Source organism: Mesorhizobium sp. ORM8.1 (genome assembly GCF_053005525.2).
This window is the reverse complement of the sequence record NZ_CM132600.1, coordinates 3,711,296-3,732,675: the sequence shown is the minus strand read 5'-3', so window position 1 is coordinate 3,732,675 and position 21,380 is coordinate 3,711,296. Positions and strand designations below refer to the sequence as shown.

The 21,380-nt window shown below is 63.1% G+C and carries 24 protein-coding genes and 2 pseudogenes; 15 read left to right on the top strand and 11 right to left on the bottom strand.

Translation table 11 applies throughout. From position 1 onward, the window contains the following. Positions 1-26: 26 nt before the first annotated feature. From ACVDG8_RS18675 to hisB, 7 genes are all read right to left on the bottom strand, one after another. Positions 27-350 (bottom strand): phosphoribosyl-ATP diphosphatase, encoded by a 324-nt coding sequence (locus tag ACVDG8_RS18675; RefSeq protein ID WP_447255996.1) that lies wholly within the window; start codon positions 348-350, stop codon positions 27-29. Positions 351-421: 71 nt separating this feature from the next. Further along, a complete protein-coding gene (hisF, locus tag ACVDG8_RS18670) occupies positions 422-1,216 on the bottom strand; it encodes an imidazole glycerol phosphate synthase subunit HisF (RefSeq protein ID WP_455707159.1) in 795 nt (264 codons plus the stop codon). After that, positions 1,213-2,052 (bottom strand): arginase family protein, encoded by an 840-nt coding sequence (locus ACVDG8_RS18665; protein ID WP_447255995.1) that lies wholly within the window; start codon positions 2,050-2,052, stop codon positions 1,213-1,215. Before ACVDG8_RS18665 ends, hisF begins: the two co-directional genes overlap by 4 nt. Continuing rightward, the gene (gene hisA / locus ACVDG8_RS18660) at positions 2,049-2,795 is read right to left on the bottom strand and encodes a 1-(5-phosphoribosyl)-5-[(5-phosphoribosylamino)methylideneamino]imidazole-4-carboxamide isomerase (protein ID WP_447255994.1); all 747 of its coding nucleotides are present in this window, start codon (positions 2,793-2,795) and stop codon (positions 2,049-2,051) included. The genes ACVDG8_RS18665 and hisA overlap by 4 nt, the downstream gene beginning before the upstream one ends. Before the next feature lie 26 nt (positions 2,796-2,821). After that, positions 2,822-3,472 carry an imidazole glycerol phosphate synthase subunit HisH gene (gene hisH, locus ACVDG8_RS18655; RefSeq protein ID WP_447255993.1) on the bottom strand — a complete coding sequence of 217 codons (651 nt, stop codon included), beginning with the start codon at positions 3,470-3,472 and terminating at the stop codon, positions 2,822-2,824. 1 nt (position 3,473) lies between these two features. Beyond that, positions 3,474-3,950: a DUF2628 domain-containing protein gene (locus tag ACVDG8_RS18650; RefSeq protein WP_447255992.1), complete on the bottom strand. Its 477-nt coding sequence runs from the start codon at positions 3,948-3,950 to the stop codon at positions 3,474-3,476. Positions 3,951-3,954: 4 nt separating this feature from the next. Next, entirely contained in the window at positions 3,955-4,551 is a 597-nt protein-coding gene (gene hisB / locus ACVDG8_RS18645; RefSeq protein ID WP_447255991.1) for an imidazoleglycerol-phosphate dehydratase HisB, read from the bottom strand. A gap of 204 nt (positions 4,552-4,755) precedes the next feature. Here hisB and hslV point away from each other — a divergent pair, with 204 nt between their 5' ends. From hslV to ACVDG8_RS18615, 6 genes and pseudogenes are all read left to right on the top strand, one after another. Further along, positions 4,756-5,307 carry an ATP-dependent protease subunit HslV gene (gene hslV / locus ACVDG8_RS18640; RefSeq protein WP_447255990.1) on the top strand — a complete coding sequence of 184 codons (552 nt, stop codon included), beginning with the start codon at positions 4,756-4,758 and terminating at the stop codon, positions 5,305-5,307. A 50-nt stretch (positions 5,308-5,357) separates the two neighbouring features. Then, positions 5,358-5,875: pseudogene (locus ACVDG8_RS18635) on the top strand (GNAT family N-acetyltransferase). Positions 5,876-5,879: 4 nt separating this feature from the next. Then, entirely contained in the window at positions 5,880-6,473 is a 594-nt protein-coding gene (locus tag ACVDG8_RS18630; RefSeq protein WP_447255988.1) for a DUF2585 domain-containing protein, read from the top strand. Between the two features lie 5 nt (positions 6,474-6,478). After that, positions 6,479-7,789 (top strand): ATP-dependent protease ATPase subunit HslU, encoded by a 1,311-nt coding sequence (hslU, locus tag ACVDG8_RS18625; RefSeq protein ID WP_447255987.1) that lies wholly within the window; start codon positions 6,479-6,481, stop codon positions 7,787-7,789. A gap of 286 nt (positions 7,790-8,075) precedes the next feature. Next, the gene (locus tag ACVDG8_RS18620) at positions 8,076-8,429 is read left to right on the top strand and encodes a hypothetical protein (RefSeq protein WP_447255986.1); all 354 of its coding nucleotides are present in this window, start codon (positions 8,076-8,078) and stop codon (positions 8,427-8,429) included. Positions 8,430-8,712: 283 nt separating this feature from the next. Beyond that, a pseudogene (locus ACVDG8_RS18615) lies at positions 8,713-9,671 on the top strand (DUF1402 family protein). A gap of 7 nt (positions 9,672-9,678) precedes the next feature. On the opposite strand, the gene ACVDG8_RS18610 reads toward ACVDG8_RS18615, so the two are convergent. From ACVDG8_RS18610 to ACVDG8_RS18595, 4 genes are read right to left on the bottom strand one after another with little or no spacing between them, the layout of a single operon-like run. Further along, the gene (locus ACVDG8_RS18610; RefSeq protein WP_447255984.1) at positions 9,679-9,876 is read right to left on the bottom strand and encodes a hypothetical protein; all 198 of its coding nucleotides are present in this window, start codon (positions 9,874-9,876) and stop codon (positions 9,679-9,681) included. A gap of 40 nt (positions 9,877-9,916) precedes the next feature. Continuing rightward, positions 9,917-11,152 carry an NAD(P)/FAD-dependent oxidoreductase gene (locus ACVDG8_RS18605; protein WP_447255983.1) on the bottom strand — a complete coding sequence of 412 codons (1,236 nt, stop codon included), beginning with the start codon at positions 11,150-11,152 and terminating at the stop codon, positions 9,917-9,919. Beyond that, positions 11,149-11,463 carry a MocE family 2Fe-2S type ferredoxin gene (locus ACVDG8_RS18600; RefSeq protein WP_447255982.1) on the bottom strand — a complete coding sequence of 105 codons (315 nt, stop codon included), beginning with the start codon at positions 11,461-11,463 and terminating at the stop codon, positions 11,149-11,151. The genes ACVDG8_RS18605 and ACVDG8_RS18600 overlap by 4 nt, the downstream gene beginning before the upstream one ends. 33 nt (positions 11,464-11,496) lie before the next feature. Then, positions 11,497-12,603: a fatty acid desaturase family protein gene (locus ACVDG8_RS18595; protein WP_447255981.1), complete on the bottom strand. Its 1,107-nt coding sequence runs from the start codon at positions 12,601-12,603 to the stop codon at positions 11,497-11,499. Positions 12,604-12,765: 162 nt separating this feature from the next. Here ACVDG8_RS18595 and ACVDG8_RS18590 point away from each other — a divergent pair, with 162 nt between their 5' ends. From ACVDG8_RS18590 to ACVDG8_RS18550, 9 genes are all read left to right on the top strand, one after another. Continuing rightward, positions 12,766-13,797 (top strand): LacI family DNA-binding transcriptional regulator, encoded by a 1,032-nt coding sequence (locus ACVDG8_RS18590; protein WP_447255980.1) that lies wholly within the window; start codon positions 12,766-12,768, stop codon positions 13,795-13,797. Positions 13,798-14,158: 361 nt separating this feature from the next. Continuing rightward, a complete protein-coding gene (locus ACVDG8_RS18585; protein ID WP_447255979.1) occupies positions 14,159-15,100 on the top strand; it encodes a sugar ABC transporter substrate-binding protein in 942 nt (313 codons plus the stop codon). Between the two features lie 172 nt (positions 15,101-15,272). After that, a complete protein-coding gene (locus ACVDG8_RS18580) occupies positions 15,273-16,349 on the top strand; it encodes an ABC transporter permease (protein WP_447255978.1) in 1,077 nt (358 codons plus the stop codon). A gap of 2 nt (positions 16,350-16,351) precedes the next feature. After that, positions 16,352-17,119: an ATP-binding cassette domain-containing protein gene (locus ACVDG8_RS18575; protein ID WP_447255977.1), complete on the top strand. Its 768-nt coding sequence runs from the start codon at positions 16,352-16,354 to the stop codon at positions 17,117-17,119. 117 nt (positions 17,120-17,236) lie between these two features. Next, positions 17,237-18,232: an inositol 2-dehydrogenase gene (gene iolG / locus ACVDG8_RS18570; RefSeq protein ID WP_447255976.1), complete on the top strand. Its 996-nt coding sequence runs from the start codon at positions 17,237-17,239 to the stop codon at positions 18,230-18,232. Positions 18,233-18,263: 31 nt separating this feature from the next. Then, on the top strand, positions 18,264-19,058 hold the full coding sequence (locus ACVDG8_RS18565; RefSeq protein ID WP_447255975.1) for an SDR family oxidoreductase: 795 nt from the start codon (positions 18,264-18,266) through the stop codon (positions 19,056-19,058). Positions 19,059-19,092: 34 nt separating this feature from the next. Beyond that, positions 19,093-19,395 (top strand): type II toxin-antitoxin system Phd/YefM family antitoxin, encoded by a 303-nt coding sequence (locus ACVDG8_RS18560; RefSeq protein ID WP_447257382.1) that lies wholly within the window; start codon positions 19,093-19,095, stop codon positions 19,393-19,395. Further along, positions 19,392-19,814, top strand: coding sequence for a PIN domain-containing protein (locus ACVDG8_RS18555; RefSeq protein ID WP_447255974.1), 423 nt, complete (start codon positions 19,392-19,394; stop codon positions 19,812-19,814). The genes ACVDG8_RS18560 and ACVDG8_RS18555 overlap by 4 nt, the downstream gene beginning before the upstream one ends. A gap of 474 nt (positions 19,815-20,288) precedes the next feature. Continuing rightward, positions 20,289-21,380, top strand: coding sequence for a 3-deoxy-7-phosphoheptulonate synthase (locus ACVDG8_RS18550; protein ID WP_447255973.1), 1,092 nt, complete (start codon positions 20,289-20,291; stop codon positions 21,378-21,380).

Sequence of the window (21,380 nt, the reverse complement as noted above, 5' to 3'; positions counted from 1 at the left end):
CGTCATGCTCTATCCGTTTCTTGCGATCAGCCCTTCGGCCGCGACGCTTTCTCGGCAATCCCCGAGCGACCGGTGCGGCCCTCGAGTTCCTTCAGCACGTCCTGCAGCGGAATGCCCGCGATGCCGAGGACGACCAGCCAATGATATAGAAGATCGGCACTTTCCGAAACGAGGGCTTTCTTGTCGCCTTTGATCGCGGCAATGACCGTCTCGACGGCCTCTTCGCCGAGCTTCTGCGCCGCCTTGTCCATGCCCTTGGCGAACAGCTTCGCCGTCCACGAGTCAGCATCGCCGGAATGGGCGCGCTGATCGATGATCTGTTCCAGTTCGGCGAGCGAAAAGTCTGCCATAACAGTCATCTATCTGTTTGTTTAAGCATGATCTTTTCCGAAAACTGGGTCCCACTTTTCGGGATCATGCTTTAAGCCTGATGCATGGCCGAGTCCAGCCGCATCGGCAGACCCGCTTTGGCCATATGCGCCTTTGCCTGCGCAATCGTGTAGGTGCCGAAATGGAAGATCGACGCCGCAAGCACGGCGCCCGCATGGCCGTCGCGGATGCCTTCGACGAGGTGATCAAGAGTGCCGACGCCGCCGGAAGCGATCACCGGCACGCGCACCGCGTCGGCGATGGCGCGGGTGAGCGCGATGTCATAGCCGGCCTTGGTGCCGTCGCGATCCATCGAGGTCAAAAGAATTTCGCCGGCGCCGCGATCGACCATGCGCCGGGCAAAGTCGACGGCGTCGATGCCGGTCTTCTCGCGCCCGCCATGGGTGAAGATCTCCCAGCGGTCGGTCTCACTGGGCGCCGACACTTTCTTGGCGTCGATCGCAACCACGATGCATTGGTTGCCGAATTTGTCGGCGGCCTCGGCGACAAAGTCAGGGTTCTTCACCGCCGCCGTGTTGATCGACACCTTGTCGGCGCCGGCCAGAAGCAGCTTACGGATATCCGCCACCTGGCGCACGCCGCCGCCGACGGTGAGCGGCATGAAACATTGCTCGGCCGTGCGGGCAACGACATCGAAGATCGTCTCGCGATTGTCCGACGAAGCGGTGATGTCGAGGAAGCAGAGCTCGTCGGCGCCGGCCGCGTCATAGGCCTTGGCCGCCTCGACCGGGTCGCCGGCATCGATGAGATCGACGAAGTTGACGCCCTTGACCACGCGGCCGTTCTTGACATCGAGGCAAGGGATGACGCGGGCCTTCAGCATCACTTGCCTTCCAGGGTCGAAAGCAGGTCGACCACCAGCTCGCCGACCAGCGGCGGCACATCGCCCTTGGGGTCGAAGGCCGGATCGTAGGCCGAGATGGTAAGCCCGGCAATCGAAAGCGGCCCGGCGAGGCCGCACATCGCCATGCGCACCTGTTCGGGCGCCGGACCGCCCGGCGTGGTGTAGCGGTTGGCCTGCAGTTTCTCGGGGTCGTGGACGTCGAGGTCGACATGCATGTGCACCCGCTTGGCGCCGTCGGCTTTCAGCCTTTGCACCGCACTCTTCCAGTCCGGGCACTCGGTCCGGATGACCGGCAATTTCTCCAGCAGCTCCCTCTCGGCCGTGTCCAGGTCGCGTGCGTTGACGAGCACGCAACGCGCGGCATCGACGGCCTTGAAGCCGGGGATATGCGCTGCAATGGATCGCCAGCACAGGCCAAGCACGGTCGCCAGCGCCATGCCGTCGAGAAAGCCCGTGGTGGTGGTCTCAGGCGTGTTGAGATCGCCATGCTGGTCGGCCCAGATGATGGCATCGGCGCCTTCGCCGGCCACCGCGCCGGCGGCGGTCAGGCAATTGCCGGCCAGAACGATCGGAAACCGCTTGTTGTCCAGCGCGATGCGGACCTCACCCGAAACGGCGTTGCAGACCGCAAAGCCGGTGCCGATCTCGCGCTCCTGCTCGTCCTCGACCACCTTGCCGATGTCGTGCACCTCGACGTCGTGGCCGGCGAGCTTCAGCGCCTCGGCCAGCCCGCCGGAGATCAGCGCGTCGGGGCCCTGGCCGCAGCCGCCATGAAAATGGCCGCTGTCATAGGAGGCCAGGATGATCGAGATGTTCACGGTCTTGCCTCCGCCGTTTCGCCGCGCAGGATCGCCAGCGCCTCGGCCGGGTCAATGCGCCCGTCATAAAGCGCCCTACCAGAGATAGCGCCCTCGAGTTTTTTGGCATCGGGCATGGTCATGCGCACGATATCGGCGATCGACGCGAGCCCGCCGGACGCGATCACGGGGATCGACACCGCCTCGGCGAGGTCGATGGTCGAATCCCAGTTGATGCCGGTCAGCACGCCGTCGCGGTCGATGTCGGTGTAGACGATTGCCGCCACGCCGGCGCCCTCGAATTTCTTCGCCAGTTCGACGACGCCGAGCTCGGAGGCTTCCGCCCAGCCTTCGACCGCGACCTTGCCGCCCTTGGCGTCGATGCCGACGGCGACCTTACCCGGGAAGGCCTTGCAGGCTTGCTTCACCAGCTCCGGCTCGCGCACAGCGACCGTGCCCAGGATGACGCGCGCCAGGCCGCGATCCAGCCAGTCCTCGATCTGCGGCAGCGTGCGGATGCCGCCGCCAAGCTGCACCGGGTTCTTCGTCGCCTTGAGAATGGCGCCGACCGCGGCCGAATTGACGCTCTGGCCCTTGAAGGCGCCGTTGAGGTCGACGACGTGCAGCCATTCGAAGCCCTGGTCCTCGAAGGCTTTCGCCTGGGCGGCCGGGTCATCGTTGTAGATGGTGGCGGTGGCCATGTCGCCATGCTTCAGGCGCACGCATTTACCGTCCTTGAGATCGATTGCCGGAAACAGGATCACGGTCAGGCGCCCTTCTTGCTCATGTCTCAGGGCCTCCAGCGCAGGAAGTTGGTGATCAGCGCCAGGCCGAGCGTCTGGCTTTTTTCCGGATGGAACTGCGTGCCGGCAAGGTTGTCGCGGACAACGGAGGCGGTCACCGGACCGCCATAGTCGGTCGTCGCCAGCACTTCCGTGGGGTTTTTGGCGTCCAAATGATAGGAATGGACGAAATAGGCATGCAGCCCTTTCGGGCCGGTCTCGATGCCGGAAAACAGCGGGTGCTTGCGCACAAGCTCGACCGTGTTCCAGCCGATCTGCGGGATTTTCAGCGCCGGATCGGAGGGTTGGATTTCCTTGACGTCGCCGGCGATCCAGCCGAGCCCGTTGGTGATCGTCTTTTCCAGCCCGCGCTCGGACATCAATTGCATGCCGACGCAGATGCCGAGGAAGGGCCGGCCCTTGGCAAGCGCGACCTCCTCGACAGCTTCCCACATGCCGGCAACAGCGTGTAGGCCGTCCGCGCAATCGGCATAAGCGCCGACGCCCGGCAGCACGATGCGATCGGCGCCGCGCACCCGTTCCGCGTCGGCGGTGAGCTCGATCGTTGCGGCAATGCCGGCCTCGTGCGCGGCGCGCTCGAAGGCCTTGGTGGCCGAGCGCAGATTGCCCGAGCCGTAATCGATGATCGCTACCCGCATCTTAAGGCCGTCCCGGCGTGTGGGTCAGACCCAGCGCCATGCCGGTCTGGGCAGTGCGCGCCAGCGACGCGTCGGGCACGATGCGCGGCAGCGGCGCCGGTTCGTCGCCATCTCCTTCGACCTCAAGGGCATGGCGTATTTCGGCATCGCCGGGATTGTTGGCCTCGACAACGCCCCATTCGCGCCAGCCGCGACGGCGCAGCGCCGAAATCCGCAGGCCCTGGCCTTCGAAGCCGACATAGAGCGAGACGAGCAGCGACAACATCGACCCTGCCCATTCCAGCCCCAGTCTCTGGCCGAGCACCGACAGGACCGCCATGGTGACGAAAGTGAGCGCGGCCTCGATCCACAGGCGGTTCCAGGCAAGCCAAAGCGGCGCGACCAGGAGACCGAGCCAGGTGAAGCCGTCGCGCACGAAGGCTGTCTCCTCGGTTTTCGCGCTGCCTGCCGGCGGCTCCATCACGACATAGATGGCCATAGGGCTATCCTTTCAGGGATCCCTTGGTGGAAGGCACCGCGTCCGGCTGGCGCGGATCGGGTTCCAGCGCCGCGCGCAAGGCCCGCGCCACCGCCTTGAAACAGGTTTCGGCGATGTGGTGGTTGTTGGCGCCGTAGTGGTTGGTGACATGCAGCGTGATGGCGGCATTCTGCGCCAGCGCCTGGAAGAACTCGCGCACCAGCTCGGTGTCGAACGTGCCGACCTTCGGCGACGAGAATAAAACATTCCAGACCAGGAAGGGTCGGCCCGAAACGTCGATCGCCGCCCTGGTCAGGGTCTCGTCCATGGCGAGGTCGATCGAGGCGTAGCGCATGATGCCGCGCCGCTCGCCCAGCGCCTTGCTCAGCGCCTGGCCGATCGCGATGCCGGTATCCTCGACCGTGTGATGGTCGTCGATGTGCAGATCGCCCTTGGCTTTCACCGTCATGTCGATCAGCGAATGCCGCGACAACTGGTCGAGCATATGGTCGAAGAAGCCGACACCCGTCGAAATGTCGGATTTGCCGGTGCCGTCGACATGAACCGAGACGGCGATCTCGGTTTCCTTGGTCTTGCGGCTGACGTCGGCGGAACGCGGCATCGCTCTGTCCTTGCTGCCTTGCCCAGGGGCTTGGGCTTGAAAACGAAAGCCTTCTATCAGCATGATCCGGCGATTGCCAGTTGCCAATCCGGTCGCTATCGGGCGGTTTGCAATCACTTGCCCTATGCATACATATGGTCGATCAAAGTCACTCGTACCGCGCCAATCGCCTTTTCAAGGGATAGCGCGCATCGGAGCCCGTAAATGCCGAATGAACTTTCCATGCACGCCACGACCATCGTCACCGTGCGCAAGGGCAACAAGGTCGTGATCGCCGGCGACGGCCAGGTCAGCCTTGGCCAGACCATCATGAAGGGCAACGCCCGCAAGGTGCGCCGCATCGGCAAGGGCGGCAGCGTCATTGCCGGTTTCGCCGGCGCCACCGCCGATGCCTTCACCTTGTTGGAACGCCTCGAAGCCAAGCTGGAACAGTATCCGGACCAGTTGACGCGCGCTTGCGTCGAGCTCGCCAAGGATTGGCGCACCGACCGTTATCTGCGCCGCCTGGAAGCGATGATGCTGGTCGCCGACAAGTCGGTGTCGCTGGCGCTGACCGGCAATGGCGACGTGCTGGAGCCGGAAGATGGCGTCATGGCCATCGGCTCCGGCGGCAATTATGCGCTGGCCGCGGCCCGCGCGCTGATGGACACCGACAAGGATGCCGAGGAGATCGCCCGCAAGGCGATGCAGATCGCGTCCGACATCTGCGTCTACACCAACAACAATTTCGTCGTCGAAACGCTCGACGCCGCCTGAGGCAGCCGACCATGATCCCAAAAAGTGGGAACCGGCTTTTGGATGAAATCATGGTCAACCAGGAAAATAGCTACGATTTCCGGCCGGTCACCACAAAAGACCTGCCGTTGATCGCCGGCTGGCTGAGAGAGCCGCATGTGGCGCAATGGTGGGACGATCCGGAAAAGGAGATCGCCGAAATCCGCGAGCATATGGACTCGGTTTCGGTAGAGCCGCTGATCGTCGAACTCGACGGCAGGCCGATCGCCTATCTGCAGAGCTATGATCCGCATATGGAAGACGATCATCCTTATGCCGACCAGCCCTTCGGCACGCTCGGCATCGATCTTTCGATCGGTCCGCCGGAGCTCGTCGGCGTCGGCCATGGCTCGGCCATCGTGCGCCAGTTCGTCGACGAGCTTTTGAGGAAGGCGCGCCGCGCGTCATCATCGATCCGCATCCAGACAATGCCCGCGCCATCCGTGCCTATGAGAAGGCCGGCTTCAGGCCGATCGGGCGCAGGAAATCCGAATATGGGGACGTCGTGCTGATGGCCGTCGACGCGGTCGAGGATGACGAGGGGGAGTGAGCGCATGACCGCAGAGAACAGGACACTGTCGGCCTATGAAGACAGCTGGCGCATGGGCCTGCTGTTCGTGCTGGCGCTGGTTATCGTCCAGGCCGCCGTGCTCTATCTCATGGGCCATCCGCCGATCTGCACCTGCGGCTACGTCAAGCTCTGGCATGGCGTGGTGAACAGTTCGGAGAATTCCCAGCACATCGCCGACTGGTACACGTTCTCGCATATCATCCACGGCTTCCTGTTCTATGCGCTGGCGCGGTTCCTGTTCCCGCGTTCGCCGATCGGGCTGAGGCTGGCCTTCGCCGTCCTCATTGAGGGCGGCTGGGAGTTGCTGGAAAATAGTCCCTTCATCATCGACCGTTACCGCGCCGGCACCATATCGCTCAACTATTACGGCGATTCGATCATCAACTCGGTGTCCGACACGCTGTTCATGGCGCTGGGATTTGTGATGGCCAGAAAGCTACCTATATGGGTGATCGTGGCCTTGGCGCTCATCTTCGAGCTCGGCACGGGCTACCTCATCCGGGACAATCTGACGCTCAACGTGATCATGCTGCTGCATCCGTTCGAGTCCATCAAGCAGTGGCAAAGTGGAATTTGAGTCTTATGAGCACCTTTTCTCCCCGTGAAATCGTTTCGGAACTCGACCGCTTCATCATCGGCCAGAAGGATGCCAAGCGCGCCGTGGCGATCGCCTTGCGCAACCGCTGGCGCCGCCAGCAGCTGGAAGGCCAGATGCGCGAAGAGGTGATGCCGAAGAACATCCTGATGATCGGCCCGACCGGCGTCGGCAAGACCGAGATCTCGCGCCGCCTGGCGCGGCTTGCCGGCGCGCCCTTCGTCAAGGTCGAGGCAACCAAGTTCACCGAGGTCGGCTATGTCGGCCGTGACGTCGAGCAGATCATCCGCGACCTCGTCGAGATCGCCATCGGCTTGACGCGCGAGAAAATGCGCGAGGACGTCGGCGCGCGTGCCCAGATCAACGCCGAGGAGCGCGTATTGGAAGCGCTGGTCGGCAAGACGGCGAGCCCTGCCACGCGCGATAGTTTCCGCAAGAAGCTGCGCGACGGCGAGCTCGACGACAAGGAGATCGAGATCGAAGTGGCCGACACCGGCACCGGCGGCATGCCCAGCTTCGACATTCCGGGCATGCCTGGCGGCAATGTCGGCGTGCTCAACCTCAACGACATGCTGTCGAAGGCGATGGGCGGTCGCAAGACCAAGGCCCGCAAGACGACGGTGCGCGATTCCTACGCGCTGCTCATCAGCGACGAGTCCGACAAGCTGCTCGACCAGGACGAGGTGGTGCGCAGGGCGCTGGAATCGGCCGAAAATGACGGCATCGTCTTCCTCGACGAGATCGACAAGATCGCCGCCAGGAGCGACATTTCGGGCGGTCCTTCTCGCGAAGGCGTGCAGCGCGACCTGCTGCCGCTGGTCGAAGGCACGACGGTCGCGACCAAGTATGGGTCGGTGAAAACCGACCATATCCTGTTCATCGCGTCCGGCGCGTTCCATGTGTCCAAGCCGTCCGACCTTTTGCCGGAGCTGCAGGGCCGCCTGCCGATCCGCGTCGAATTGCGGGCGCTAGAAAAGTCGGATTTCGTGCGCATCCTCACCGAGACCGAGGCGAGCCTGATCAAGCAATACATAGCGCTGATGAAGACCGAAGGCGTCGAGCTGACCTTCACCGACGACGCCATCGATTCGCTCGCCGGCATCGCCGTCGATCTCAACGCCAGCGTCGAGAATATCGGCGCCAGGCGCCTTCAGACGGTGATGGAGCGGGTGCTGGACGAGATTTCCTATGACGCGCCGGACCGCAATGGCACCGCCGTCACCATCGATGCCGCCTATGTGGAAAAGCATGTCGGCGACCTGTCGCGCAACACCGACCTGTCGCGTTTCATCCTCTGACCGCAGGGACAGGCGCGCTTTGGAGCATGATAGTGTGAAGCGGTTTTCGGACGACATCATGCTCTATCTCTTAGATTTAGAGCCGGATTCAGATTTCAGGTCGATTCCACCTGAAATCATCCGGCTCCAGGCCGACAAGAGTTTGCCCGGAGTGCAATCTGTGGCCAAAGGGCCCATTGGGCTACTAATCTTGTTGTCGACTGTGAAACATCGCTCAGTCCTGCGCCACAATCCCTGTATGTTTCTGCCTGATCAGGTCTTTGCTCACGACCAGGCAGGCATTTGAATGGGCAACCCGAACCGCTCGAACCAGGCAGTCTTCGACAAGATCGCCAGCCATCTGTTGACCCAAATGGAGCCGGCCTGTGATTTCGCCCCCGACGGCGAAATCGTCGATGTCTATTGGGCGGGTGACGGCAAGAAGAGCGCTGTCGGCGCGCTGATCCCGGCCGACAAATACGTTCTGGGCATGGAAAGAGACTCGGTCGAGGGCGTCCTACGCAAGCTCGGCCTGTTCCCGGGTGTCGACATCGAGCTTCTGCGCGAGCTTGAGCGGATCCATGACAGGATACTTCCCGACGAGTGGAAGACGGCGCTGCGCCAGACCGCGCAGGAATATGGCCTGCGCACGGCGTTTTGAGTGAAAACAATCGCCCACATGTTCCGGCGCCGATTTGCGCAACAGTCCGGCAACAGAAACCTGCGTGTGTGGCCAGACGGTATCATCCGTTAAGCTTTCGTCATGCCGGGCGATGGGGTTGCTCTCGACTCGACCAGGAGCTTTACCTAGTTTGCGCGGCAATATCTTCAGAGCATGATCCCGAAAAGTGGGAACCGGTTTTCGGAAAAGATCATGCTTCAACAAAGAATTAGATCAGGATGGCGATTCAACGAAATCGTCATCCTGATCTGGGCGGCGGCGCATGAAAAAACTGATTTTCCTTATTCTCGGCATTGCCTTGGCGGCGGCGGTGGCAACGGCAGATGCCGCAACCGTGGTGCCGTCCGGCAACCGCAACAGCGTGCAGCCCGACATTCCCGGCGCTTCCAGCCGGCGCACCCAGGCCACCAACACCACCTTCCAGGCCAAATACCGCAAGGTCTATGCGCTGTTGCAGAACGATGCCGATCTGCGTGGCAAGATCAGGAAGGCGGCCGCCGCCTATGGCATCGATCCGATGCATATCGTCGGCGCCATCGTCGGCGAGCACACCTATAATGTCGATGCCTATGACCGCCTGCAGACCTATTACGTCAAGGCGATCTCCTATCTGTCGAGCAAGCTTTCCTTCGCCTATCATGGCGAGGACGTCTCGGATTTCATCCAGCGGCCGGAATTCAAGAAATGCGCCGGCATGAGCGACAGCTATGATGTGGGGAGTGCCGAGAGCAGGTGTGGAACCATGCCTTCCGCGGCAAGACCGTGGGCGGCGAGGATTTCCCCGATGACCGCTTCGGCGCCACCTTCTTCCAGCCTTACTATGCCGGCCAGACTTTTGGCCTTGGCCAGCTGAACCCGCTGACGGCGCTGCAGATGAGCGACCTCGTGCACAAGGTCTCCGGCCTGCCCGAGCTCGACGTCGGCGATCCCAACGCGGTCTACAAGACCATCATGGATCCGGACCTGACGCTGCCTTATGTGGCCGCGACGATCAAAAAGTCGATCGACGCCTATAAGAGCATTGCCGGCTTCGACATCTCGAACAATCCCGGGCTTACCGCCACGCTCTACAATGTCGGCAATCCGGAGCAGCGCGCCTATGCGCTGAAGGCCGAGAACGACAAGCGCCGCGCCGCCGGCGAACCGGTGAAGCTGCCGGAGGAGAATTATTACGGCTGGCTGGTCAACGACAAGCTCGACGAGCTGAAGGCGCTTTTCTAGTCCAGCTTTACGGCGGGTCGTCTTCAACTTCGGCGAGCTCGGCCAGACGCGCGGCGCTGATCTCCGTGTCGCTCTTGTCGAAAATGATGATGCCGATAGCGGCGCCGCTCCGCAGCGCCTCGATGCGCCGAAAGGCATCTTTCGCCGTAGCGAAGTCCTCCCTGATCTGAGCGAGGGAAAGGCCGTAGAGGATCGAATAAGGCATCGCTGGTCCCCCCGAGCAAAGCGGTCCAGTTTAGCACAGTTTAAGCCGCGAGCAGCGACTTCAATTTGACGGCCTGCGATCCAAGCGCGTCCGGCGCCGGGCTTGCCCGTTTGGCGATCAGCATTTCCGCCAGGCGGATATCGCGCGCCACCGCATTGCCCGGGCCGATGCCGCTCGCCGCCACCAAACGGCCGTCTCCGGCCAGATGGAACAGGATGAAAGCGCCGTCGTCGAGATCGCGCCGAACGGTCGAGCTTCCTTCATCCGAAAGCCCCGCGATCTGCAGCGTCAGTCCATATTGATCCGACCAGAACCACGGCACGGCGGCATGCATCTCATCTGCGCCCAGCATGTTGCGGGCGGCGAGCGCGCCTTGTTCCTGCGCGTTGCGCCAGGCTTCGAGCCGCACGCGCCGTCCGCCATAGATCGCCAACGGGAACGAACAGCAGTCGCCGGCGGCGAAGATGTCCGGATCTTGGGTTTGCAGCCGGTCGTCGACGGCGATGCCATTGTCGATCGCTAGCCCGGCTTCGGCGGCAAGCGCGGTCACCGGCACGGCGCCGATGCCGATCACCGCAAGGTCGGCAGCCACGTCTTGCCCGTCGGCAAGCGTGATGCGAACGAGCGCGCCATCATCGGTGATCGCCGCGATCCCTTGCCCGGTGAGCATAGTCACGCCCTCAGCCTCATGCGCCTTGCGGACGATCGCGGCAATCTCCGCAGGCACGCCGCGCGTCAGAATGCGTGGCTGCGCCTCGATGACGGTGACCGTCGCACCGAGCCTGCGCGCCGCGGCGGCAAGCTCCAGGCCGATGAAGCCGCCGCCGATGACGGCAACACGGTTTCCCGCGTTGAGATGCGCACGAATGGCCAGCGCGTCGTTGAAGGTTCTGAGATAGACGCAGCGTGACCCGAGCCCCGGCATCGGCAATTTGCGCGGCACCGAGCCGGTGGCGATGAGCAGCTTGTCATAGGCAAGCGTTGAACCGTCCGACAGGTGCGCGAGATGCGCCGCGCGGTCGATCGCGGTGGCGCGCACGGAATGGATATGCCGGATGGAACGCTCCGCGAGCAACTCGTCGCTGGCGATCGCCTTGATGACGGGCGTCTTGTCCGCCATGGCTTCCTTCGACAGCGGCGGACGCTCATAGGGCAGATGCGGCTCGTCGCCGACCAGCGTCACTGGTCCCTCGAAGCCGAGATCGCGCAAGGCGAGGGCGGCCCGCCCGCCGCACTCGCCCGCGCCGATGATCACCATACCCGCCACGGTCATCATCCGATCTGAATGAGGACTTTGCCGGCGTCGACCTTGACCGGATAGGTCTTGAGGTTGACGCAGACCGGCGCACCACGAGCCGCGCCCGTCTTGTAGTTGAAGCGGCCATTGTGCTTCGGGCATTCGATGATGTCGTCCATCACCAGCCCGTCGGCCAAATGCACCTTTTCATGCGTGCACAGGCCGTCGGTCGCGAAATACTCATCGTCCGGACTGCGATAGATGGCGAAGGTGCGGCCGGCATGGTCGAACCGCATCACGTCTTCTTCGTCGATGTCTCCAGCCGCGCAGGCCTCGACCCAGTCGCTCATCTCGTCCTCCCGAAGTCCTGAATGTCTCGAATGTCACTCGGCTGCGGCCGCCATCGGCATGTCGCCGTGCAGTTCCTCGCGGTAAGGCCGCGCCGTCGGCGGCAGCGCGCGCTTGACGAAATAGTCCTCGTTGCGCAGCTGGCGCAGGAAAGCCGGGATCATCTCGCGATAGCCGGCCAGGATCGACGGCGTCGGCGCCGGCAAATCGTGTTTGATGAGTTCGTGCAGCTTCGGCAGCGCGTGATAGGGCACCATCGGGAACATGTGATGTTCGACGTGATAATTCATGTTCCAGTAGATGAAGCGGCTGATCGGATTCATGTAGACGGTGCGGCTGTTCAGCCGATGGTCGGTGACGTTTTCGGCAAGCCCGCCATGCTGCAGAAGGCCGACCATCACATGATGCCAGGCGCCGTAGAGCCGCGGCAGGCCGACCAGCATCAGCGGCAGGAACGAGCCGGAATAGAATGCCAGCGCGATGGTTGCGGCATAGATCGCCGCCCAGATACGGGCAATGCGGATCGCCTTCGGCTGCTCCTGTTGCGGGATGAAGGTCTTTTCCGCCTCGCTGACGATGCCGGCGGCATTGCGCAACATGTCGCTCATCGCATGCCGGGCGTCGACGATGCCAAAGAAGTTCAGCACCACACGCACAAGGTCCGGCGGTCGCATGACTGAGATTTCCGGGTCGCGGCCGACGATGATGGTGTCGGTATGGTGGCGCGTATGGCTCCAGCGCCAGGTCACCGGGTTGCGCATGATCATGAAGCAGGCGATCTGGTAGACGGCGTCGTTCATCCACTGTGTGCGGAACGCCGTGCCATGGCCGCATTCGTGCCAGCGCGAGTCGGTCGCCGAGCCGTAGAGCACGCCATAGACGAAGAAGAACGGCACGCACCACCATGTGCCCCAGAGCAGCGCGCCGGCCGCGCCGCTGAGAACCATGGCGCCGAGCCAGATGGCGGTGTCGCGGATGGCCGGCTGGTCGGAGCGCTGCATCAGCTCCTTCATCTGCTTGCGCGGGATATCGGTGTGGTACCATTCGGCCGCCGCCAGCCCGTTCTCGACCGCGCGTTTTGCGTCGCGCCCGATCAGGCTGTAGTCGCGCGGCGTCGCCGCAGAAGACAGGATCGCCGTCATTGGGGTTCCTCCATCAGCCGCTGGCGAAGGCGCATCGCTCGCGCAGGGCTTGCTTCGACTTCACCATAGCGCCAGCTCATGATAGTCTCAACATCACAAAGATAGTTTCTATCATTTCCTATCAGGATGAGCTATCCTGAATCGGACAAGGGTGGAGCGATCATGGCAAAGCGGCCGACCATTACCGATCTCGCGCGCGTCTCGGGCCTCAGCGTCGCGACGGTCGACAGGGTGCTCAACAACCGCTTGCCGGTGCGCGAGGACACGGCGCGCCGCGTCTACGAGGCCGCCACTGAGATTGGCTATCACGCGGCAGGGCTGATCAAGCAGCGCATGCGACAGGAACTGCCGGAATACCGCCTCGGCTTCCTGCTACTCAGGGGCAACGATGTCTTCTACGGCGATTTCGCCCGGGAACTCGACCTGGCGGTCTCCCAGTCGCAACGCTTCCGTGGTGTTGCGACGATCGACTTTGCCGCCTCGCTGGCGCCTGACGAGATCGCCGCGCAGATGCGCAGGCTGGCGGCCAAATCCAGGGCCATCGCAATTGTCGGTCCGGACCATCCGACACTGACGGCGACCGTCGAGGCGCTGAAGGCGAAGGGCCAGCCGGTCTTCTCGCTGCTGTCGGATTTCGCCGCCGGCATCCGCGAAGGCTATGTCGGGCTGGACAACCGCAAGGTCGGCCGCAGCGCGGCCTGGATGATCGCCAAGGCGGCCAGGAAACCCGGCAAGGTCGCGCTCTTTGTCGGCAGCCACCGCTTCCATGGCCATGAATTGCGCGAGATCGGCTTCCGCTCCTTCTTCCGCGAGCATGCGCCGGATTTCACCGTGATGGAGACGCTGGTCAACCTCGAGGCCAATGACGTGACCCACGATGCCATGCTCGATCTTCTGGCGCGGCATCCCGATCTCGCCGGCTGCTATGTCGCCGGCGGCGGCATGGAAGGCGCGGTCTCGGCGCTGAGGACGGCGAGCCCGGCGCAGATGCCGATCGTCATCTGCAATGAGATCAACGCCGTGTCGCGCGCCGCCCTTGCCGACAACATCCTCACCATGGTGATCTCGACCCCGCTGGCGGCGCTCTGCCGGGAACTCGTGGCGCTGATGGCGCACGCCATCGAGAGCGGCGCGGCCAATGCGCCCGGCCAGACGTTCCTGCCCTTCGACATCTTTCTTCCCGAAAACATCTGACATCTGAGACCGACGAAATGATGTGATCCATCAGATGATGGATTTCTGTCATGCTCGTGCTGTCGGCAAATCTTGGCCCGACGGGGCGCGTTTGCCCGACCGGTGTCGGACGCTGCGCCGGTCGGCCATGAAATTCCGGCATGTTCATTCCGAATCGCCCTTGACGTCTCCAGGCGAAATGGAATAAATATTTCACCAACTAGGCATTTTGGTTCTTTCGTTCCGGAACGTCTGTTTCAAACAGGGGCTTGGCGTTCCATCGCGCCTTCGGAGCGGAATGGCCGCAGGGAGAGATTCTCCGGGCAAACCGGGGATTCCGGTTCAATGGGTGCAGCCGGACACCAAGTGGAGGAGACATAAAATGAAGAAACTGCTTTTGGGCGTCGCGCTTTCGGCGCTGATGTGCTCATCGGCCTTCGCCGCCAAGATCGGCGTCTCGATGGCCAAGTTCGACGACAACTTCCTGACCGTGCTGCGCAACGGCATGATCGCCCAGGCCAAGGGCATGAGCGGCGTGGAGCTGCAGGTTGAGGACGCGCAGAACGACGTCGCCAAGCAGCTTGACCAGATCAAGAACTTCGCCGCTTCGGGCGTCGACGCCATCATCGTCAACCCGGTCGACACCTCGGCCACGCAGGCCATGTCGGACGCCGCCGCCGCCGCCAAGATCCCGCTGGTCTACGTCAACCGCGAGCCGGTCAACGTCAACACGCTGCCCGACAACCAGGCCTTCGTCGCCTCGAACGAAGCCGATTCCGGCACGCTCGAGACCAAGGAAGTCTGCCGCCTGTTCAAGGAAGCCGGCAAGAAGGAAGCCAATGTCTATGTCATCATGGGCGAGCTTTCCAACCAGGCCGCAGTGCAGCGCACCAAGGACATCGACAATGTCATTGCCACGCCGGATTGCAGCTTCATCAAGATCATCGACAAGCAGACCTCGAACTGGAATCGCGACGAAGCGCAGAACCTGATGACCAACTGGCTGTCGACCGGCAAGAAGTTCGACGGTGTCATCGCCAACAATGACGAGAGCGCCATCGGCGCCATCCAGGCGATGAAGGCCGCCAACATCGACATGAAGTCGGTCGTGGTTGGCGGCGTCGACGCCACCCAGGACGCGTTGGCCGCCATGCAGGCGGGCGACCTCGACGCAACGGTCTTCCAGGACGCGGCCGGCCAGGGCGCTGGCGCGCTCGACGCGGCGCTGAAGCTCGCCAAGGGCGAGAAGGTCGAGCACAAGGTCTATGTGCCCTTCCAGCTCGTCACGCCGGCCAACATCGACAAGTTCCTGAAGAAGAACTGAGGCCTGCGCTTCGCCGAGCAATTCCAGGAAAAACTTTGAAGCCGTTTTCCGTCCGGAATTGCGTCGAGATAAAGACCGAGCGGCGCTCAGCCGATAACACCAGCGCCGCTCCCTGCTTTCCCTCACCGCCCGTACGGGCGGCAGGGCAGGTGCGACCGACGGAGGATAAGACATGGCACAGACATCTCACGGCGTCGGCGGTCTCACCTACGATGCGAAGAAGCGTGCATGGCCGGCCGAGTTCAATGTGTTCCTGGCGCTGGTCATTCTCGTCGTCATCTTCGAACTGATCGGCCGCATCTTTCTCGGCGACAGCTTCCTGTTCAACACCCGCAGCGACGTCAGCGGCATCTTCAACGAGGCGCGCCTGCAGATCATCATCCTGCAGGTGTCGATCGTCGGCATCATCGCCATCGGCGTCACGCAGGTGATCATTTCCGGCGGCATCGACCTGTCATCGGGCTCGATCGTCGGCGCCACGGCGATGATCGCCATGAGCTTCGCCCAGGTGGCGACAGTCAACGGCAACCCCAACCCCAAGGCGATGTTCCTGGCGCAAGGCTGGACCGACCTGCCGGTAATCGTGCCGGTGCTGGTCGCGGTCGCCTGCGGCCTATTCGCCGGCCTGGTCAACGGCGCCTTGATCGCCTACACGCGCATTCCGCCCTTCATCGCCACGCTCGGCATGATGGTGACGGCGCGCGGCATTGCCAAATGGTGGTCCAAGGGCCAGCCGATCTCTTTCCCGACCGACAGCTTCGCGGCGATCGGCAAGGGCCTGATGCCGGTCATCATCTTCATCTCGCTGGCCATCCTGTTCCAGCTCATCCTGACCTACACGCGATACGGCAAGCACTGCTACGCCATCGGCTCCAACGAGGATGCCGCGCGCATGTCCGGCATCAAGATCGCCAACCACAAGATCCTCGTCTATGTCATTGCCGGCATTCTTGCCGCGCTTGCCGCCGTCGTGCTCTCCTCCAAGAACCTGACCGCCCAGTCCGGCATGGGCGTGATGTACGAGCTCGACGCCATTGCCATGGCGGTCATCGGCGGCGTCTCGCTGTCGGGCGGCCGCGGCTCGATCATCGGCACGGTGATCGGCTCGCTGATCTTCGGCGTCATCATTTCCGGCTTCACCTTCCTGCGCCTCGACGCCTACTATCAGGAGATGGTGAAGGGCGTGATCATCGTCGGCGCGGTCGTTCTCGACCAATGGCGTCAACGCGTGCGGGCATTGAGGGCTTGACCATGTCAGACATCGTCCTGAAGACCGAAAACCTCACCAAGCGCTATGGCGGCGTGCATGCGCTGGAAGGTGCGAATTTCGAGCTGCGCAAGGGTGAGCATGTCGCCATCATGGGTGACAACGGCGCCGGCAAATCGACCTTCGTGCGTCAGATCACAGCCGTCGAGCAACGCACCAGCGGCCAGGTCTGGTTCGACGGCAAGGAGGTCAACTTCGCCGGCCCGATCGAGGCCCGCACGGCGGGCATCGAGACCGTGTTCCAGAACCTCGCTCTGGCCGACGATCTCGACGTGCCGTCGAACCTCTTCCTCGGCCGCGAAAAGGTGCTGTTCAACCTCGGGCCGTTCTCGATCCTCGACCGCAAATATATGCGCAAGGCGACCGAGGCGGCACTGGTGCGTACGGCGGTGAAGATCCCGAACCTGTCGAGCACCATCCGCCACATGTCCGGCGGCCAGCGCCAATGCGTGGCGATCGCCAGGACCGCGACCTTCGCTTCCAAGCTGATCATCATGGACGAGCCGACGGCGGCCCTTGGCGTTCAGGAAACGGCGCAGGTCGAAAACATCATCCGCACGCTGAAGGCGAACGGCGAGCCGCTGATCCTGATCAGCCACAACATGCGCCAGGTGTTCGACCTTTGCGACCGCATCGTCGTCTTCCGGCGCGGCCGCATCGTCGCCAATCTGCGGAAGCAGGATACCGACGGCAACGACATCGTCTCCTACATCACCGGCGCCAAGACCGGGGAGGCGGAGCTGGCGGCCTAGGCCGGGCAGCACACGGCTGCGGGACGATCCGCCGCGCTCGGAAACAACCCTGCCCTCTCTCCGTCGTCGGACGGTGCAGACACTATTCTCTCGAACCATCCCTTAGAGGAAATTTCCATGACTGTTCGCTTCGCCCTCCTCGGTGCCGGCCGCATCGGCAAGGTCCACGCCCGCGCCGTCGGGTCAAACCCCGATGCAAAACTGGTGGCCGTGGCCGACGCCTTCGAGAAGGCCGCGACTGACCTGGCATCGGCCTATGGCGCTGAAGTGCGCACGATCGACGCCATCGAGAAGGCCGGGGATATCGACGCCGTCATCATCTGCACGCCGACCGACACCCATGCCGATCTCATTGAGCGCTTTGCCAGGGCCGGCAAGGCGATCTTCTGCGAGAAGCCGATCGACCTCAACGTCGAGCGCGTCGAGAAGTGCCTGGCGGTGGTCGACAAGGCCAAGGCCACGCTGATGGTCGGCTTCAACCGTCGCTTCGATCCGCATTTCGCCGCTGTCCGCAAGGCCATCGACGACGGCGTCATCGGCACCGTCGAGATGGTCACCATCACGTCGCGCGATCCCGGCGCCCCGCCGGTCGACTACATCAAGCGCTCGGGCGGCATCTTTCGCGACATGACCATCCATGATTTCGACATGGCGCGCTTCCTGCTCGGCGAGGAGCCGGTTGCGGTGAGCGCCCATGCCTCGGTGCTCGTGGACAAGAAAATCGGCGAAGCCGGCGATTTCGACTCGGTCAGCGTCATCCTCGAGACGGCGTCCGGCAAGCAGGCCATCATCTCCAACTCGCGCCGCGCCACCTATGGCTACGACCAGCGCATCGAGGTGCATGGCTCGAAGGGCATGGTCGCGGCCGAGAACCAGCGTCCAGTGTCGATCGAAGTGGCCAATGAGAAGGGCTATACCCGCCCGCCGCTGCACGACTTCTTCATGACCCGCTATCTCGACGCCTATGCCAACGAGATTGCCGCTTTCATCGCCGCCGCGACAAAGGGCAAGAAGGCGGCGCCAAGCGGCGCCGACGGGCTCGTCGCGCTGAAGCTCGCCGATGCGGCGCTGAAATCGGCGACGACAGGCAAGACCGTTCGCCTCGACAAGTAAGAACCGAAATCCAAGGCACAGGAGCACAGCGATGAGCGCATCAGCCGGTCGCAATTCAGAAACGCGCGCCGTCGTCACCGGCGGCGCGCAAGGCATAGGCTTCGCTGTTGCTGAGGCATTGGCCGACGAGGGCTGCGGCGCGCTGGCGCTCATCGGCCGCTCGCAGGAGAAGGGCGACAAGGCGGTCGCGCACTTCGCGAAAGTCGGCGTCGACGCGATCTTCATCAGCGCCGACGTCTCCAAAGTGGCGGACTGCAAGCGCGCGGTCGCGACCGCGATCTCGCATTTCGGCACCATCAACGCGCTGGTCAACGCCGCCGCCACCTCGGCACGCGGCTCGCTGGTCGAGACATCCGAAGAGGTGTTCGACCAGATTTTCCAGACCAACGTGCGCGGTCCCTTCTTCCTGATGCAGGGCCTTGTGACACATCTGCTGGAGCGCAAGGTGCCGGGCTCGATCGTCAACGTGCTGTCGATGTCGGCGCATTGCGGCCAGTCCTTCCTGGCGCCCTATTCATCGAGCAAGGGCGCGCTGGCGACGCTGACCAAGAACGTCGCCAACGCCTATCGCTTCAACCGCATCCGCTGCAACGCCGTGCTGCCGGGCTGGATGGACACGGAAGGTGAGGACATCGTGCAGAAGAAGTGGCACGGCGCGTCCGACGATTGGCTGGCAAAGGCCGAGGCCGGCCAGCCGATGGGCCAGCTGGTGAAACCGGATCAATTGGCGCGGCTGATCGGCTACATGGTCAGCCCGCAGTCGGGCGTCATGACGGGATCGCTCGTCGACTATGATCAGAATGTTGCGGGGACGTCGCCGGAGTAGTTTCAACCCCTGTTGCAGCAGCATCGCTATTCCCATATATAGTCACAATAGTCAAACTGGTCAGGAGGGATGCGATGCTAACGTCACCGAAAAAACCAGCTGGACGGTCGCCGGGGCAAAAGCCCGGCTCTCGGAGGTTATCGAGCGCGCGCAGGCCTCGCCGCAGACAATCACCAAGAACGGCAAACCAAGCGTGGTTGTCGTCTCGGCCGAGGAGTGGCTGCGCAAGACCGCGCGCAAGGGTACGCTCGCCGAGTTCCTGCTGGAGTCGCCGCTGCGCGGCTCCGATCTAAACCTTGAGCGTCAACGCGACGAACCGCGTGATCTGCCGCTGTGAGGCTGTTGCTCGACACGAATATCCTGTCCGAAGTGACAAGGCCGTCGCCTGACGTACGCGTTCTGCACTGGCTAGACGGGCTTGATGAGGACCGCTCCTTCATCAGCGTCGTATCGATCGCCGAAATCCGGCGCGGCGTCGCTCTCATGGATGAGGGCCGCAAACGCGAGGCGCTGGCCGAATGGCTCGCTCGGGACCTGCCGCAGCGCTTCGAGCAGAGGGTCTTGCCGGTCGACGAACCAGTTGCCTTGGCCTGGGGTGACCTGATGGGCCTCGCCAAGCGCAAAGGTCGTGGCCTGTCGTCGATGGATGGTCTGATTGCGGCCACGGCGATTGCCCAGGAACTCACCTTGGCAACGCGCAATACGAAGGATTTCGAAGGCTTTGGAATTGAACTCTTCGATCCCTGGACCGCATGAGCTGCTCGACGCTGGATGCTTTGGCGATTAGCCGAAACGCCCGTCACTTCGTCATCCACGGGCGGAGCAAGGAGCGTAGCGACGGGGCGCAGACCCGAGGATCCATGCCGCGACCTCGAAGCGTTGCAGCGGTGCAGAATTCTGCTCCGCTACGCCCTACGATTAGGGTCACGGAATGGATCCCAGGGTCTCCACGACGGAGCTTCGCTCCTGCTTCGCCCTGGGATGACGAAATCGCGAGGGTTCGGCCCATCCGAATTGTCTCCGACCACCCACGTGACAAACGCCACCGCATCGACTATATGACCGCTCATGATCAACCTGTCCGCCACGTATTGGTACTTTAGGAACTCGCTGGCGGCGGGAGGATTGCGCTCGATCTGAAGATTGCAGCAACAACATCCGACAAGCCGCCAGACCTGGCGGCTTTTTTGTTTCAGCCGGCAGGTCTCCTAAAATCAGGAGCAGAAAGCCGTGTTGACCACCACAGACGACCTTCGGGTCAGAGAACTCAAGATACTGAGCACGCCCGACGACGTGATGCGCGAGATACCGCGCTCGCTGACGGCGACGCGCACCGTTGCCGCCTCGCGCAACGCCATCCATTCGATCCTGACGGGGGCCGACGATCGACTGATTGTCATCGTCGGCCCTTGTTCCATCCATGATCCGGTCGCCGCCGTGGACTACGCCAGCCGTCTGGCGGCGCTGCGTGAAGCCCTGGCCGACCGGCTCGAGATCGTCATGCGGGTCTATTTTGAGAAGCCGCGCACCACGGTCGGCTGGAAGGGCCTCATCAACGATCCCGATCTCGACGGCAGCTTCAACATCGACAAGGGCTTGCGCATGGCGCGCAACGTGCTGTCGGCCGTCAACAATCTCGGCCTGCCGGCGGCGACCGAATTCCTCGACATGACCACGCCGCAATACATCGCCGACCTCGTCGCCTGGGGCGCCATCGGCGCGCGCACCACCGAAAGCCAGATCCATCGCGAGCTGGCGTCGGGCCTGTCCTGCCCGGTCGGCTTCAAGAACGGCACCGACGGCAATCTCAGGATCGCCGCCGAAGCGGTGAAGTCGGCCGCCCAGCCGCATCATTTCATGGCGGTGACCAAGGACGGCCGCAGCGCCATTGCCGCGACCACCGGCAATGAGGACTGCCACGTCATCCTGCGCGGCGGCGTTCAGCCCAACTATGACGCCGCAAGCGTCGATGCCGCTGCCGCCGAACTCGGCCGTATCGGTATCGCGCCACGGCTGATGATCGACGTCAGCCACGCCAACTCGGCCAAGAAGCCGGAGAACCAGCCTAAGGTCGCGCATGACGTGGCGGGCCAGGTAGCGGCGGGCGACGAGCGCATCATCGGCGTCATGATCGAGAGCAATCTTGTCGCCGGCCGCCAGGATGTCGTGCCCGGCAAGCCGCTGACCTATGGCCAGAGCATCACCGATGGCTGCATCGACTGGGCGACCACCGAGACGGTGCTGCATGGCCTTGCCGGCGCCGTCGAATGGCGCCGTTCCGTGAAGCGCGAAATGGATGCCAGCCGGCAGGGCGCGGCCTGA

What these genes read in the sequence shown, in the direction of transcription:
- ACVDG8_RS18675 (WP_447255996.1), bottom strand. Translation starts at nt 350, where the DNA reads ATGGCAGACTTTTCGCTCGCCGAACTGGAACAGATCATCGATCAGCGC.
- hisH (WP_447255993.1), bottom strand. Translation starts at nt 3,472, where the DNA reads ATGCGGGTAGCGATCATCGATTACGGCTCGGGCAATCTGCGCTCGGCC.
- ACVDG8_RS18650 (WP_447255992.1), bottom strand. Translation starts at nt 3,950, where the DNA reads ATGGCCATCTATGTCGTGATGGAGCCGCCGGCAGGCAGCGCGAAAACC.
- hisB (WP_447255991.1), bottom strand. Translation starts at nt 4,551, where the DNA reads ATGCCGCGTTCCGCCGACGTCAGCCGCAAGACCAAGGAAACCGAGATC.
- hslV (WP_447255990.1), top strand. Translation starts at nt 4,756, where the DNA reads ATGCCGAATGAACTTTCCATGCACGCCACGACCATCGTCACCGTGCGC.
- ACVDG8_RS18630 (WP_447255988.1), top strand. Translation starts at nt 5,880, where the DNA reads ATGACCGCAGAGAACAGGACACTGTCGGCCTATGAAGACAGCTGGCGC.
- hslU (WP_447255987.1), top strand. Translation starts at nt 6,479, where the DNA reads ATGAGCACCTTTTCTCCCCGTGAAATCGTTTCGGAACTCGACCGCTTC.
- ACVDG8_RS18620 (WP_447255986.1), top strand. Translation starts at nt 8,076, where the DNA reads ATGGGCAACCCGAACCGCTCGAACCAGGCAGTCTTCGACAAGATCGCC.
- ACVDG8_RS18610 (WP_447255984.1), bottom strand. Translation starts at nt 9,876, where the DNA reads ATGCCTTATTCGATCCTCTACGGCCTTTCCCTCGCTCAGATCAGGGAG.
- ACVDG8_RS18605 (WP_447255983.1), bottom strand. Translation starts at nt 11,152, where the DNA reads ATGATGACCGTGGCGGGTATGGTGATCATCGGCGCGGGCGAGTGCGGC.
- ACVDG8_RS18600 (WP_447255982.1), bottom strand. Translation starts at nt 11,463, where the DNA reads ATGAGCGACTGGGTCGAGGCCTGCGCGGCTGGAGACATCGACGAAGAA.
- ACVDG8_RS18595 (WP_447255981.1), bottom strand. Translation starts at nt 12,603, where the DNA reads ATGACGGCGATCCTGTCTTCTGCGGCGACGCCGCGCGACTACAGCCTG.
- ACVDG8_RS18590 (WP_447255980.1), top strand. Translation starts at nt 12,766, where the DNA reads ATGGCAAAGCGGCCGACCATTACCGATCTCGCGCGCGTCTCGGGCCTC.
- ACVDG8_RS18585 (WP_447255979.1), top strand. Translation starts at nt 14,159, where the DNA reads ATGAAGAAACTGCTTTTGGGCGTCGCGCTTTCGGCGCTGATGTGCTCA.
- ACVDG8_RS18580 (WP_447255978.1), top strand. Translation starts at nt 15,273, where the DNA reads ATGGCACAGACATCTCACGGCGTCGGCGGTCTCACCTACGATGCGAAG.
- ACVDG8_RS18575 (WP_447255977.1), top strand. Translation starts at nt 16,352, where the DNA reads ATGTCAGACATCGTCCTGAAGACCGAAAACCTCACCAAGCGCTATGGC.
- iolG (WP_447255976.1), top strand. Translation starts at nt 17,237, where the DNA reads ATGACTGTTCGCTTCGCCCTCCTCGGTGCCGGCCGCATCGGCAAGGTC.
- ACVDG8_RS18565 (WP_447255975.1), top strand. Translation starts at nt 18,264, where the DNA reads ATGAGCGCATCAGCCGGTCGCAATTCAGAAACGCGCGCCGTCGTCACC.